Here is a 12,808-nt window from a genome sequence, read left to right on the forward strand (position 1 = left end):
CAGTTCCAGCACCCCGTTTTCACGAACGGAGTAAATAGTAACACCACTCTTATGCAGAGCATGGAGTACGGCAACTTTGGCATGGCCTCTCCCCAGTCTCGTATCATCCTGCACACACAAAATCGACGCCTTTCCTGCTGAAAAGTCGTCAAGTATTTCCAGCAGTCCTTCTCTTTCCATTGAATAACCGCTCTGTTCTTTCTTTAATGGTTTTATAGATGGGTAGGTTATTTCTCTTTGCAAGAGAGGTTAATTCCTCCACCTGACGCTCCAGAGATGTCTGCTCTTCTTTTTTTCGGTACTGACTCTGCAGTAAATTATACACTTTTCCATCTTTCCACTTCACCTTCTGATTGCTTTGCTTAGTCGAGGTTGTAAAACCCACTGATAGGATGTTAATTCCTGTTCGAGCTGAAGTTCTTCTTTTTCCTCCACCATATCATCTTCATAGACAAAGCCGGTCTCTGAGGCCGGTGCATTTACCTGTACGGCTATAATTAAGAATAATATAGATGCTGCAAACAGTAATAATATCATCCATTCCTGTGTCGTTACATTCGATATTTTTGAAATCATTGTAATTCCCCATTTTTAAGAATGTGTGTTCCCTTTTTTTAAAGTATAATAAGAACTTTTGTTCCCGTCAAGGGAAATTAGAACGGATGTTTGCATGTTCGTTTTATTCATGATACAATTTTTTAAAATAACATTACACGCACAGGAGGTGCCGGGACTTTGACTAAATTATCAAAAAGACAAGAGCAAATACTTGACTATATAAAAGGGGAAGTACGTCTAAAAGGCTATCCCCCGTCTGTCCGTGAAATCGGGGAGGCTGTGGGGCTTGCCTCCAGTTCTACGGTGCACGGCCATTTATCCAGGCTGGAAAGTAAAGGATTATTCGACGCGACCCTACTAAGCCAAGAGCTATAGAAGTGCTGTCTTTTGAAGATGCACCGCCGGAAATATCTGAAAGTTCTGCTGTGTACGTGCCGATGCTCGGTAAAGTTACAGCCGGTGAACCAATAACCGCCATAGAAAACATAGAGGAATACATTCCCCTTCCGGAGCGTATGGTAGCAAATGAACACGAGAACGTGTTTGTGCTTACGATTCAAGGTGAAAGTATGATTGAAGCCGGCATATATGATAAGGACCTTGTTATTGTCAGACAGCAGCAGACAGCCAACAACGGAGACATCATTGTGGCGATGACAGAAGAGCTTGAAGCTACTGTAAAGCGTTTTTACAGAGAAAGCGGCTATATCCGCCTGCAGCCTGAAAATGCTGCTATGGATCCTATTATTCTTGATGACTGCACCGTTCTAGGTAAAGTTATCGGTGTTTTCCGTACGATTCATTAATGAAAAAAGCGGCTGTCTTCAGAAAAGAAGACAGCCGCTTTTTGGTTGGAAAGGTTTTGAAAAAAACTGTTGTGGTATACAAATATATAATATACTTCATTAAATTCAGCAGCAGACACGGAAAGGAGAAATAAACGGTGCTCTATATTAAATGTCATTCATGTGGAACAGAAACGAAAGCAGAAGTACAGATGCCGGTTTCCGAATTAAGCAATGAGAACATCCAGGAGGAGTATCAAAACTGCCCTCACTGTGGAAGTCCTATTAAATTACTGGCAGAAGATATATATGAAAAATAAAGCGTCCAAATGGATGCTTTATTTTTTTGCCTTCATTTATTAATGTTCACCACTTAGTCATTTATTTCGCAGTTTTGTCACTTTTCAGCTATTGATTTCCTTTCTTTAATGCGGTTTAATAGGATTAGGATAAATAACGCTCACTATTTCACAAGCTCAAACTATACTACATTCAGGAGATGTTGATATGGCTCCCTCTTATATAATGGAACGAGTATTTAACAGCACACTATTTATCGGCGTGATTTCCGCCGTTCTTGCCAATTTAATTTTGATCGATATTCTCCACTTTCAGGGGGATCTCGCTCTTACTATACTTGTACTGGTGTTCATCTTTCTTATGGTATTCACAGCAGTAAAATCGATCTTTTTTCTGCTGCTGGATGTTGTAAGGCAATAAAAAAAGCGCTCCCTCTTCGGGAACGCTTTTTTTTATTCTTCTGTTTCCGGTCTTTACCGGCTTTGTATCTTCTTTTAAGTTAAAACCGGTTATTCTTCATAAGAATTTATACGGTAGGTTTCATAATGCTTTTCTACTTCTTTGTCCACATCCTGCTGAGAAAGTACGTTATGACGTAGAATAAGATCCATAAAATTTTGTTTCTTGCCTGCTCAATAGAGAGCTGGCTTGCTAAGTCCATAATCATATCTTCTGTATTTCTTCCCGCTCACCATATTTATTCCATCCCTTTCCGTATGCCATTATCCTACAGTATACCTTATCCTTCAAGGAGAGTCCTTTTCCGTTTATCTGTAAATAAAATCTATCGTATACCGGTGCTCGATGCGAACGGTCCGTATCATCCTGTTCATCGGTTTGATATCGTGAGAAGCGGGAAAAGAACACTGAACCTGCTTAAATAGAAGGAGAGCGATATATATGGACGTTATTAAAAGATTTGTCGATCACCATTTGGAAAAGTACAAGGAAGGAAACACATTTGAAGCTGATGACACATTCCGCCGGGATCAACAGGAAGCTGCCAAATCGATGGGTCTCGATCTTCAGGACCCTGCAGATGAACGATTGTTCCGCTCTTTTGAAAGTATGGTAAAAGATTATGCCAATGGAACAAATTCGTATGAAGAAATAGAGCGTAAAGCCGCTGAAATACAAAAGAAGTAATAATTGAAGCTCTCCTTATACGGGAGCTTTTTTACTTTGTCACTTTTGTCACAACGGTATAATGCTATCTGTATGTTTAATAACCTGCTGAATTTCCGCCTGCTGAAACTCTTCGGCATATTCCATCATTAATTTTTCAATTTCCACTGGAAGGAATCCCGCATCTTTCAAAAAAAGGTCGTGATACAGTTCTTCTGTCATTTTATCTCCCCACTTTCCTTTATTCTTATTATAATATAAAAAGATTTTCTCTTCACAATTTTTCATTTAAGCCGATATTTAGAAAAAGTAATAAAAATGCAACCTTTTTTAGGAATTATCGACTATAATAAAGTAAACTATTTACCATAATTATGAATCTATAGATACAGGAGGACTAACGTGAAAAAATTTATAGTAGGAATTGCTATAGCCGGCATTATGGGCGCTGTCACTTCCTGCGGCATTGCATAACAACTGCCTTGTTTCTGTCTTCAGTCCGTATACTAGTTTCTGCTTACATAAAAAAAGAGCCTGTTCCCTCACACGGGGGACAGGCTCTTTAATTATCATTCATCTATTACAGCTTAAGCAGATAGCTGATAAACCTCTCTATATTCTGCGGCCCAGCTGTTAAATAAACAGATTAATATTTGATTCTTCAGCTTCTGCCAGATACGAAGCTACACCGGCATAATCCAATCCGTCAATTAGCTCTTCTTCCTTCAGCCCCATGACGTCCATGGACATCGTACAGGCTACCATTTTCACATCAAGATCCTGGGCCATTTCAATCATTTCTTTTAAGGAAGATACATTATGATTTTTCATCATTTTTTTCATCATCTTCGGCCCCATTCCGCCAAAATTCATTTTGGACATCGTTAATTTTTCAGGGCCGCGCGGCATCATTTTCCCGAACATTTTCTCCATCATTGTTTTGTCACTGCCGCTGATTACATTATCTTTTCGAAGCACATTTAATCCCCAGAAAGTGAAAAACATCGTTAGTTCTTTCCCATTGCTGCAGCTCCTGTTGCGATAATAAAGCTGGCTATTGCTTTATCGAGGTCTCCGTCAAATACAACCATCGTTGTTTCCGTTTTTAGTTTCTTCCATTCTTTATTCTCCCCTTATCCTTTTCTTATCCAAAATGTATATTCGTTATCAGCTTCTGTCTGGTCTACTAATTCGTGGCCTGAGGACTTGGTCCATGCCGGGAGATCTGCTTTCGCTCCCTTATCTGTGGATACGATTTCGAGTACATCTCCTGCCTGAAGTTCATCCATTGCTTTTTTTGCTTTTACTACCGGCATTGGGCAGGCTAATCCTTTTGCATCTACTGTTTTTGTTACGTTCATATTAATCTCTCCTTCTCATTTATGATACGGCGCAGCGATTTGGTCCAATTTCCATTTCTGTCTGTTCTTCGGGCTCCGGCTGCACTCTTCCCATGTTCGTCTGCCGGATTTCTTCATAAGCATTTGGCTGCGGAGGAAGGTTTTCCGTCACCATTTTTCGGAATACGTCCTCGTCTTCTACCTGCAGCCCGGCATTTTGTTTATACAGCACACGAAGCTTCTCCATTACTCGTCCCCGGTCATCCATTTCTTCCTTTTTCGAAAAATGAGCAGGAAGTACCAACAGATCATCTTTCAGTGCTTGATACGTGACATAAAGAGATTCTCTCAAATCACCTACCCAGTCTTCTGCTTTTCCTGCAAGGTCGGGGCGTCCGATAGAATCGATAAAGAGAATATCACCGGTAAGCAGGTAACGATTATCAACAATTAAAGAGGTACTCCCAATGGTATGACCTGGAGAATACAAAGCCTGTACAGCTACTTCTGTCTTTCCCACCTGTAATACATCGTTATTGTTTAGAGGCTGATAGGAAAACGTTACTTCTGCGGCATCATCTTCCGGAATATAATACGCAGCTCCTGTTTTTTCAGCCAGCATTCTTCCCCCGGAAATATGATCGGCATGAAGATGAGTGTCCACTGCATACTTAAGAACGGCATTCTTTTGATTTAGGAAATCTGTATAGACGTCTGTCAGCCGCACAGGATCAATAACTACAGCCTCTCCTCCAGAGACGATCATATAGGATAGGCAGCCTTTTCCAATACGTACAAACTGATACAGCTCTCCGCCGTCGGAAAGATCACCGATTTTTACCGGTTCCACGTGTTCACTCCACGTCTTCATTCGCCTTCCAGGTAGTAAACATCCCGGTCTGCAGCTTCCACCAGCTGCTCGGCCACAAATTTGGAAGATCCTTCTTTTGCACATACTACTATGACTGGTTTGTCCGCTGGTATCCGGGGAAGCACTGATTCGACTCCTTCCAGCAGATCGAAATACGGGATGTTTAGTATCTCTACATTTTTTTCCTTCTACCCGCCAATCTTTAAAGAGAATCTTCGTTTCGGACATCTAAAATAAACAAATCTTTCTGGTTAATCACTATTTCTGCCAATTCGGCAGCTGTCATTGCTTTCATAGACATATGTGGTTCCTCCTTTATTTCTCTTCGGTCGGGCCGTTCCAGCCGCTCATCCCCGGTTTTACGTTCTGTACATTCGTGAACCCTTTTTCTTCCAGGGTGTAGGCTGCCATTACTGCTTCTATTGCCTGTGCGGCACACGACATATTATTGCTTTTGAAGCATCTAATTCCCCGCTCTGGTTTCCAGCTCCCCCAGGGGAATCGAACAGCTCCTGGTATATGTGAAAAGGAATACTCGGCAGGCTCTCTAACATCCAGTACTGTCATATTGTCTTTTTCAAGAACCTCTTCGAGTTTTTCATTGTCATTTCCTTCGGATAAGATTTTGTTTCTTTCACTTCCTCAGGATTGGCTTTTCTTACGTAATGCAGCAGTACCTCTCCTTCTTCTTTAGAACCGATGTATTCATGGCCAGTAGTCTTAGCCCAGCCTTTCATATCCGCTAAAGAGCCCCGGTCCGTTGCCTGCACTTCCATTACTTCTCCTGCATTAATTGTGTCCATCGCCTTTTTGGTTTTAACGATTGGCATCGGACATGCCAGCCCTTTTGCATCCACTACTAAATTTACATTCATTATTAGTCCTCCTATTATACTCTATGGGGTATTACACTAAACAAAAAAATATATACTAATACCCGTATGGGTATATTACCAAGTAAAAAAATAGCTGTCAACCTTTTATAATATATCCAGCCAGATTTTAATGGCTGTTCCTAGAATAAGTAACGCGAGAAGCCATTGAAGATGCTTTGTATTCATCCGCTTGCCCGCCATCACCCCAAGCGGCGCAGCGATTAAACTTGCGGCAACCATCACAGCCGCCGGACCGATTAATACCTGGTCTGTAGCGATTTTTCCAATAGTAGCTCCTATAGAGGAAATAAACGTAATCGCAAGCGATGTTGCAATCGTCATTCTTGTCGGGATTTTCAGCACCACGAGAAGAATTGGAACGAGGATAAATGCTCCGGCTGCACCGACAATGCCTGCTCCTATACCTACAAGAAAAGCGGAAACAGCGGCTGTCGGCTTGTTAAAGGTCACTTGATCGTTAGGCGTGTCGTCCTTTCCTTTTTTAGGAAGGAACATCATAATAACCGCGAGCGTTGCAAGAACCGCGTACACCATGTTCACACCGTCATTGCTCATATAATTAGAGCCGACAGCCCCGATCAAACTTCCCGCCAGAATGCTTGTCCCCATATAAAATATAAGAGATTTATTTAAATACCCTCCCTTTCTATAAGCCCAGACACCCCCTATGGTAGCGAAGAATACCTGCACGGCGCTGATACCGGCTACTTCATGAGCGGTAAATGCCGACAGACCGAGCAGAGGCGGAATATATAAAAGCATTGGATATTTAATGATAGATCCGCCTATTCCTACCATTCCGGAAACGAATGAGCCGATAAATCCAATAAAAAATAACACAAAAATAAAAACAATGTTAGTTCCACGATGAGCACCTCATCCATTTCTCTCTATTTACATTACCCCCATGGGTATATAAACGGCTAAAAATTTTTTTATTTGCTTTTTCCTAATAATTGAATAGCTTCCTGAACAAAATCAGCTGTATCTTCGCCTTTTTCAATTTGATCTCTAATGCACTGCTCCAGGTTTTCCGCTACAATAAATGAGATTGCCCGATCGATCGCTGATCTGGCTGCCGACAGCTGATACACAACGTCTTTACAGTCTTTCTCTTCATTCATCATACGCTGAACGCCTCTGACCTGGCCTTCCACGCGCTTCAGGCGGTTTTTCATTTCTGTTGAATAGTCCATATACCTGCTTCCTTTCTTTCATGTTCTCTTTTAATACCTTACGGGGTATATTATATAACGTGTATTTTCTTTTCGTCAACTATTTATTCATTCTTTTTATTTATCTGCTTCGTTTTTGAAAAAAAGCCTGTCTACGGCGGTTTCTTTAGGAATCACCGTATTAACAGGGCTTCTACTTATGATATAGTGGAAAGAAACAACAGCACATAACATGGCTGCTGTTTTTCTTGTTAATCATCTCCTGCTGTACTCAACTTGTGGAGCCGGGAATAAAAATCAGGAGGGTCTTGTCATATGAATAACTGGAAAGAGAACGTATCAAAAGACGCGCTGGAGCGCAACATCCAAAAAATCAAAGAAAAAAATGAAATTTCTGATGAAAAACTAACAGAATGCATTGATCATTTATTTGACTTATTTAACTCCGTTCGAGATGATATTAACGAACAGACGGAGGTACAGGTGAACTATTTCCGGGAATATTATGAAGCTTCTTTTACCTTCGATCAGGCTATTTTAAAAATCCGGATTGATACGACAAACCACCCTATGAGAAAAGCCGAAGCTTCTTTTTCTGTTTATATTGATGACGCTAACTTCAGCCTGGGACAGCCTAAATATGAAAATGCGTATCTGGTTGATACGGCGAACTGTTTCTGGTCAGCAGATCCGAACAGAAAAGTCGAATTCACAAAGGAAATGGCCGACTCGGTGTTTGAGCACATGCTCACCCCTTATATAGAAATGGAATAATTCTTATATGCAGCGCAAAGCTATCTTGCTGCTGGAAATTGCAGAGATATCCCGATGACCGCACAGACGCGTCATCGGGATTTTTACTTTTATTCGCTGCTTTTTATTTTCACGTTTACTTTAGCCCTGGGGCGGAAACTATAAAGTAATATGATGTTTGGGCTTCCTCATTATTTATGAGTCAGAAAAGGCCGCAGATGTTCATTACAAAAACGAAACATAACACACCAGGGGGTATAAAAATGAGACGAACAGGTTTAATGGCACTGGCTTTTAGTTTATTATTAGCAACAGCTGCCTGCGGCGGAGAAGAAGAGGCACCGGAGGACACACCACCGGAAAACCCGGATGTTGACGAAGAAGTATAAACAACGTAACATTCAGGCGCTGCGTGCCCAGCAGAGCCGCAGCAGATTTAAATACTAAAAAACCTACAGCCTCTGTGGCTGTAGGTTTTTTCCATTTATCAGTAAGTCTGTAGGAACTGATCTCTTTCCCATGGGTGAACCTGCGTTCTAAACATATCCCACTCGATTTCTTTCGCTTCTGCGAAATGCTCGATTGCGTGTGGTCCAATAGCCGTTACAAGTACCTCATCTTCAAGAAGGCTGTTCACTGCCTCATTAAGGTCAGCTGGAAGATCTTCAATACCTTCCTGCTTACGCTCTTCTTTGTTCATGATATAAATGTTGCGGTCCGTCGGCTCTGGTGCAACAAGCTTACGCTTAATACCATCCAGACCGGAAGCAAGCATTGCTGCAATAGCAAGGTATGGGTTCGCAGATGGATCCGGGCTTCTTACTTCAATACGCGTGCTAAGGCCGCGGGAAGAAGGAATACGGACAAGCGGGCTTCTGTTGCGTGCAGACCATGCTACATAAACCGGTGCTTCAAATCCAGGAACAAGACGCTTGTACGAGTTAACAATTGGGTTCGTTAACGCTGTAAAGCCCTGTGCGTGCTCAAGGATACCAGACATAAACTGCATAGCTGTTTCGCTTAGCTGGGAGTCTGTTTTCTTGTCAAAGAACACGTTGTCTTTACCTTTGAAAAGAGACATGTTCAAGTGCATACCAGAACCGTTTACACCAAAGAGCGGCTTAGGCATGAATGTTGCGTGAAGGCCGTGCTTTCTGGCGATTGTTTTTACAACAAGCTTAAACGTTTGAATGTTATCGCATGTTGTAACGGCATCTGCATATTTAAAGTCGATTTCGTGCTGTCCTGGTGCCACTTCGTGGTGGGAAGCTTCGATTTCAAAGCCCATTTCTTCCAGTTCAAGTACGATATCACGACGGCAGTTTTCACCAAGATCCGTTGGAGCAAGGTCAAAGTATCCGCCTTTGTCGTTAAGCTCAAGCGTCGGCTCGCCTTTTTCATCATTTCTGAAAAGGAAGAACTCAGGCTCAGGTCCAATGTTAAAGTCAGTAAAGCCAAGCTGCTCTGCTTCTTTAAGTACACGCTTCAAAATACCGCGTGGGTCACCTGCGAAAGGCTTTGGCTCGTCTCCAGGCTTGCCCGGCTCGTAGATGTCGCAGATAAGGCGCGCTACTTTACCTTTTTCCGGTGTCCACGGGAAGATAACCCATGTATCCAGATCCGGATATAAGTACATATCGGATTCCTCAATACGGACAAATCCTTCGATAGAAGAACCGTCAAACATCATTTGATTGTCTAGTGCTTTTGTAAGCTGATCCACTGGAATCTCCACGTTCTTGATAATCCCCTGTAAATCTGTGAACTGCAAACGGATAAATTTTACATTTTCGTCATCTGCCATTTTCATGATATCTTTTTTCGAATAACTGTTAGCCATTTGTAGAAACTCCTCTCCTTCTTTGAACAAAAAATTATATAATCTTCTGCAGGGCAGAAGGTAAAACCGCTGTTCTAGTCAAAAAAACGTGATAGCTGACCCTGGATTAGGGAAGTTCTTCCGTATTTACCTGTGTACACCAGCTCATTTTTCAAATGACGCCTGAGCTCCAGGTCGGTAAGATCTCCGTCTCTTCTTATAGGGGGTCCAGCTGTTTTGGAAGCATTGTGCTCGCGCAGCAGAAAAATTTCCCGGATACCCTGAAGATTAACACCGCGTTCAAGCAGGCTTTTAATTTCAAGGAGACGGTCTACGTCATTAAAAGAGAACAGGCGCTGATTACCTTCTGTTCTGGAAGGAAAAACCAATCCATATTCTTCATAATAACGAATCTGTCTGGCGGACAATTCCGTCAGCTTTTTGACAATACTAATGGGAAATAAAGGCATGTTTCTTCTAATATGATCATTCATCAGTAGGCCTCCTTCCCTAAGGAAGATATTTTCATCCTACCCGATGTTACTTTTATAGTCAAGTCCATGTGAGCTTTTTTCACATCAAAATTTTCTGAAAGTAATAACTTTTATCGTAAAGATGCTAAAAGTTCTTTCTCAAGCAGCCGGGTTACCGCATGTTCCACGGCGATTTTCACGTGGGAAAATGTCAGTCCGCCCTGAACGTAAGCCGTGTAGGGAGGCCGGATCGGACCGTCCGCGCTTAGTTCAATGCTTGCACCTTGTATAAACGTCCCCGCAGCCATAATCACGTCTGATGTATACCCCGGCATGTAGGCCGGCTGTGGTATGACGCGTGCGTCTACTGGTGAGGCTTCCTGAATTGACTGGCAGAACGTAACCATCTGTTCTTTGGAGGCAAACGTAACCGACTGAATCAGATCCGTACGTTTTTCTGTATACGAAGGCGTGGTCTGCAGCCCCGCTTCCTCCAGGAGAGCAGCTGAATACAGGGAGCCTTTCAGCGCTTCGCCTACTACGTGAGGCGCAAGAAAAAGCCCCTGAAACATTTCCTGCAGGCTGTACAGTGTCGGCCCGCCTTCCATGCCTATACCCGGAGCGGCAAATCTTGATGCCGCTTTTTCAATCAAATCTTTCCGGCCTGCAATATAACCGCCCGTTTTCACAATACCGCCACCGGGATTTTTAATAAGAGACCCTGCCATTAGATCGGCTCCGGCATGGCCTGGTTCGCTCGTTTCTGTAAATTCCCCGTAACAGTTATCTACAAACACAATAATGTCCGGCAGTTTCTGCTTAATGGCTGCTATGACCTGTTTCATTTTTTCCATCGGAACAGATTCGCGTTCAGCGTAACCGCGTGACCGCTGAATCGCAATAACCTTTGTTGCCTCGGTTACATGGGAAAGAATACGGTCGGCAGAAAGCTCTTCGCCTGCCGCGTAGGGAGATTCTTTATACGTAATTCCCCATTCCTGAAGGGTCCCTTCCGCTTCTCCTTCGATTCCAATGACGGTCCGCAGCGTATCGTATGGCATGCCTGTAGCATACAGCAGCTCATCTCCGGGCCGCAGCACCCCAAATAATGCCGCGGTAATAGCATGCGTGCCGGAAATAAACTGGGAGCGCACAAACGCCGTTTCCGTTCCAAATACGCCTGCATACAGGCTGTCCAGCTTTTCCCGTCCCAGGTCGTCATACCCATATCCGGTGGATGGAGTAAAATGAAAGGCTCCCACGTTGTGTTCGCGGAACAGCGTAAGAAGTCTTTCTGTATTTCTATCGGTCGTTTCGTCTATTTCCTCGGTGTACAATGCAATATTCTGCCGGGCTTTTCTTTTCCAGCCGCCCAGCTGTTCTTGTGTATCCTGCACGTTCATTCCCTGCCTTTATTCTGTCGTTTTATATTTTTTTATAATGCCGTTCACCGGATGGTCAATGGGTGCAAACCCTTCCCATACGAGCATGTTTTCTTCTTCTATTAACGTTTCTTTCTTTAGGATAGTACTTTCGTAAAGACTCGATAAATCTTTTCCTTCCCACATTGGGATGCGGATTTTGTGAAACTGCATCTGCTCTTTCAGCACATCTTCCATCGCTTCGCGCAATCGTTCAATGTCTGCATCGTCGCGTGCTGAGATCCGGATGGACGGACTGTTTTCCCCGGTAAGAAGCTCGGTGTCTGTTACCTGATCTATTTTGTTATAAATGGTAAGAACGGGAATCGCTCCGGCATCAAGCTCTGTGAGAAGCTTATCGACTGTTTTCATGTGCTGATGGCAGTCCGGATGGGAAGCATCCACGACATGAAGCAGCACGTCGGCTTCTTTTACTTCTTCAAGGGTGGAGCGGAAAGCGGCAATCAGCGTAGTCGGCAGATCTTCAATAAATCCAACCGTATCCGTAATCAACACAGACAGTCCGGACGGAATATCCATTTTCCGTGTCAACGGGTCAAGCGTCGCAAATAATTCATCTTTTTCCATCGTATCTGCCTGCGTCAATTTGTTAATAATGGTTGATTTGCCGGCGTTTGTATAGCCTACGAGAGCGTACTGGATCGCGTAGTTGTTTTTCCGCTGTTTACGGTAGCCTTCGCGGTGGGAAATCATTTCTTTTAACTGCGATTTCAAATCGTCCATTCGTTTTTGAATGTGGCGGCGGTCGGTTTCCAGCTTTGTTTCACCCGGACCTCTCGTACCAATACCACCTCCGAGACGGGACATCATCTGCCCCTGTCCGGAAAGGCGCGGCAGAAGATAAGACATCTGGGCCAGTTCAACCTGGATAATACCCTCTTTCGTACGTGCTCGGCGGGCAAAGATATCCAGAATAAGCTGCGTGCGGTCCATTACTTTGCGGTCGAGCTCATCGGTTAAATGTTTAACTTGACTGGAAGACAATTCGTCATTAAAAATGATAGTATCTACATTCAGCTCTTCCGCTTTTTCATAAAGCTCTTCTATCTTTCCTTTACCAAGATAAGTGGAACGGTGCGGAGAATATCTTTCCTGGGTAAACAATTCAACAACTGTCCCGCCTGCTGTGTCGACGAGCGCTCTTAATTCTTCAATAGAAGCGTCAAATCTTGAATCTTTGCGGCTCTTATCAATAATACCTACAATAATTACATCTTCTTTCAATGAAAAAGCCTCCTTGGTATATATTCGTTTATTTAAAAGAAAGGATC

General features: G+C 43.1%; 17 protein-coding genes and 3 pseudogenes. 6 read left to right on the forward strand and 14 right to left on the reverse strand.

All coding sequences use genetic code 11. From position 1 onward, the window contains the following. Together MMY81_RS14125 and MMY81_RS14130 are read right to left on the reverse strand one after the other, a co-directional pair. A partial coding sequence (locus MMY81_RS14125; protein WP_252313431.1) for a recombinase family protein occupies positions 1–243 on the reverse strand: 243 nt, incomplete at its 3' end. Positions 244–342: 99 nt separating this feature from the next. Then, positions 343–576 (reverse strand): hypothetical protein, encoded by a 234-nt coding sequence (locus MMY81_RS14130; RefSeq protein WP_252313432.1) that lies wholly within the window; start codon positions 574–576, stop codon positions 343–345. Between the two features lie 159 nt (positions 577–735). On the opposite strand from MMY81_RS14130, the pseudogene lexA reads away from it, so the two are divergent. The 4 genes and pseudogenes from lexA (at position 736) to MMY81_RS14150 (ending at position 2,789) form a co-directional block, all read left to right on the forward strand. After that, positions 736–1,364, forward strand: a pseudogene (gene lexA, locus MMY81_RS14135) (transcriptional repressor LexA). 137 nt (positions 1,365–1,501) lie between these two features. Continuing rightward, entirely contained in the window at positions 1,502–1,663 is a 162-nt protein-coding gene (locus MMY81_RS14140) for a hypothetical protein (protein WP_252313433.1), read from the forward strand. A 187-nt stretch (positions 1,664–1,850) separates the two neighbouring features. Continuing rightward, positions 1,851–2,063, forward strand: a complete 213-nt coding sequence (locus tag MMY81_RS14145; protein WP_120192175.1) for a hypothetical protein — start codon at positions 1,851–1,853, stop codon at positions 2,061–2,063. 480 nt (positions 2,064–2,543) lie between these two features. Next, entirely contained in the window at positions 2,544–2,789 is a 246-nt protein-coding gene (locus MMY81_RS14150) for a hypothetical protein (RefSeq protein ID WP_252313434.1), read from the forward strand. Positions 2,790–2,837: 48 nt separating this feature from the next. Here the strand turns inward: MMY81_RS14150 and MMY81_RS14155 are convergent, their stop codons facing one another. The 8 genes and pseudogenes from MMY81_RS14155 to MMY81_RS14190 form a co-directional block, all read right to left on the reverse strand. Beyond that, complete coding sequence (locus MMY81_RS14155) at positions 2,838–2,990, reverse strand: hypothetical protein (RefSeq protein WP_252313435.1); 153 nt, start codon at positions 2,988–2,990, stop codon at positions 2,838–2,840. Positions 2,991–3,401: 411 nt separating this feature from the next. Next, positions 3,402–3,859, reverse strand: a pseudogene (locus MMY81_RS14160) (DsrE/DsrF/DrsH-like family protein). Positions 3,860–3,901: 42 nt separating this feature from the next. Further along, positions 3,902–4,129, reverse strand: coding sequence for a sulfurtransferase TusA family protein (locus tag MMY81_RS14165; protein WP_252313436.1), 228 nt, complete (start codon positions 4,127–4,129; stop codon positions 3,902–3,904). Positions 4,130–4,148: 19 nt separating this feature from the next. After that, positions 4,149–5,280, reverse strand: a pseudogene (locus MMY81_RS14170) (MBL fold metallo-hydrolase). A 14-nt stretch (positions 5,281–5,294) separates the two neighbouring features. After that, positions 5,295–5,546, reverse strand: coding sequence for a rhodanese-like domain-containing protein (locus tag MMY81_RS14175; RefSeq protein ID WP_252313437.1), 252 nt, complete (start codon positions 5,544–5,546; stop codon positions 5,295–5,297). After that, a complete protein-coding gene (locus MMY81_RS14180; RefSeq protein WP_252313438.1) occupies positions 5,543–5,854 on the reverse strand; it encodes a sulfurtransferase TusA family protein in 312 nt (103 codons plus the stop codon). The genes MMY81_RS14175 and MMY81_RS14180 overlap by 4 nt, the downstream gene beginning before the upstream one ends. Before the next feature lie 105 nt (positions 5,855–5,959). Continuing rightward, on the reverse strand, positions 5,960–6,715 hold the full coding sequence (locus MMY81_RS14185) for a sulfite exporter TauE/SafE family protein (protein ID WP_308215326.1): 756 nt from the start codon (positions 6,713–6,715) through the stop codon (positions 5,960–5,962). 95 nt (positions 6,716–6,810) lie between these two features. After that, the gene (locus MMY81_RS14190) at positions 6,811–7,071 is read right to left on the reverse strand and encodes a metal-sensitive transcriptional regulator (RefSeq protein ID WP_120192183.1); all 261 of its coding nucleotides are present in this window, start codon (positions 7,069–7,071) and stop codon (positions 6,811–6,813) included. A gap of 294 nt (positions 7,072–7,365) precedes the next feature. Here MMY81_RS14190 and MMY81_RS14195 point away from each other — a divergent pair, with 294 nt between their 5' ends. Both MMY81_RS14195 and MMY81_RS33385 read left to right on the forward strand, forming a co-directional pair. Beyond that, on the forward strand, positions 7,366–7,824 hold the full coding sequence (locus MMY81_RS14195) for a hypothetical protein (RefSeq protein ID WP_120192184.1): 459 nt from the start codon (positions 7,366–7,368) through the stop codon (positions 7,822–7,824). A gap of 242 nt (positions 7,825–8,066) precedes the next feature. Then, positions 8,067–8,192, forward strand: a complete 126-nt coding sequence (locus tag MMY81_RS33385; RefSeq protein ID WP_256497910.1) for a hypothetical protein — start codon at positions 8,067–8,069, stop codon at positions 8,190–8,192. 98 nt (positions 8,193–8,290) lie between these two features. Here the strand turns inward: MMY81_RS33385 and glnA are convergent, their stop codons facing one another. The 4 genes from glnA to hflX all read right to left on the reverse strand — a co-directional run bounded on the left by glnA (position 8,291) and on the right by hflX (position 12,761). After that, on the reverse strand, positions 8,291–9,643 hold the full coding sequence (gene glnA / locus MMY81_RS14200; protein WP_120192185.1) for a type I glutamate--ammonia ligase: 1,353 nt from the start codon (positions 9,641–9,643) through the stop codon (positions 8,291–8,293). Between the two features lie 74 nt (positions 9,644–9,717). Beyond that, complete coding sequence (locus MMY81_RS14205; protein WP_252313439.1) at positions 9,718–10,116, reverse strand: MerR family transcriptional regulator; 399 nt, start codon at positions 10,114–10,116, stop codon at positions 9,718–9,720. A 110-nt stretch (positions 10,117–10,226) separates the two neighbouring features. Next, a complete protein-coding gene (locus MMY81_RS14210) occupies positions 10,227–11,492 on the reverse strand; it encodes a methionine gamma-lyase family protein (protein WP_308215327.1) in 1,266 nt (421 codons plus the stop codon). A gap of 15 nt (positions 11,493–11,507) precedes the next feature. Further along, positions 11,508–12,761 (reverse strand): GTPase HflX, encoded by a 1,254-nt coding sequence (gene hflX / locus MMY81_RS14215; protein WP_252313440.1) that lies wholly within the window; start codon positions 12,759–12,761, stop codon positions 11,508–11,510. Positions 12,762–12,808: the final 47 nt, after the last annotated feature.

It is taken from the genome of Sinobaca sp. H24 (assembly GCF_023845525.1).

Coding starts and splice junctions, on each gene's coding strand:
- MMY81_RS14130 (WP_252313432.1), bottom strand. CDS start 576: ATGATTTCAAAAATATCGAATGTAACGACACAGGAATGGATGATATTA.
- MMY81_RS14145 (WP_120192175.1), top strand. CDS start 1,851: ATGGCTCCCTCTTATATAATGGAACGAGTATTTAACAGCACACTATTT.
- MMY81_RS14150 (WP_252313434.1), top strand. CDS start 2,544: ATGGACGTTATTAAAAGATTTGTCGATCACCATTTGGAAAAGTACAAG.
- MMY81_RS14155 (WP_252313435.1), bottom strand. CDS start 2,990: ATGACAGAAGAACTGTATCACGACCTTTTTTTGAAAGATGCGGGATTC.
- MMY81_RS14165 (WP_252313436.1), bottom strand. CDS start 4,129: ATGAACGTAACAAAAACAGTAGATGCAAAAGGATTAGCCTGCCCAATG.
- MMY81_RS14175 (WP_252313437.1), bottom strand. CDS start 5,546: ATGACAGTACTGGATGTTAGAGAGCCTGCCGAGTATTCCTTTTCACAT.
- MMY81_RS14180 (WP_252313438.1), bottom strand. CDS start 5,854: ATGAATGTAAATTTAGTAGTGGATGCAAAAGGGCTGGCATGTCCGATG.
- MMY81_RS14190 (WP_120192183.1), bottom strand. CDS start 7,071: ATGGACTATTCAACAGAAATGAAAAACCGCCTGAAGCGCGTGGAAGGC.
- MMY81_RS14195 (WP_120192184.1), top strand. CDS start 7,366: ATGAATAACTGGAAAGAGAACGTATCAAAAGACGCGCTGGAGCGCAAC.
- MMY81_RS33385 (WP_256497910.1), top strand. CDS start 8,067: ATGAGACGAACAGGTTTAATGGCACTGGCTTTTAGTTTATTATTAGCA.
- glnA (WP_120192185.1), bottom strand. CDS start 9,643: ATGGCTAACAGTTATTCGAAAAAAGATATCATGAAAATGGCAGATGAC.
- MMY81_RS14205 (WP_252313439.1), bottom strand. CDS start 10,116: ATGAATGATCATATTAGAAGAAACATGCCTTTATTTCCCATTAGTATT.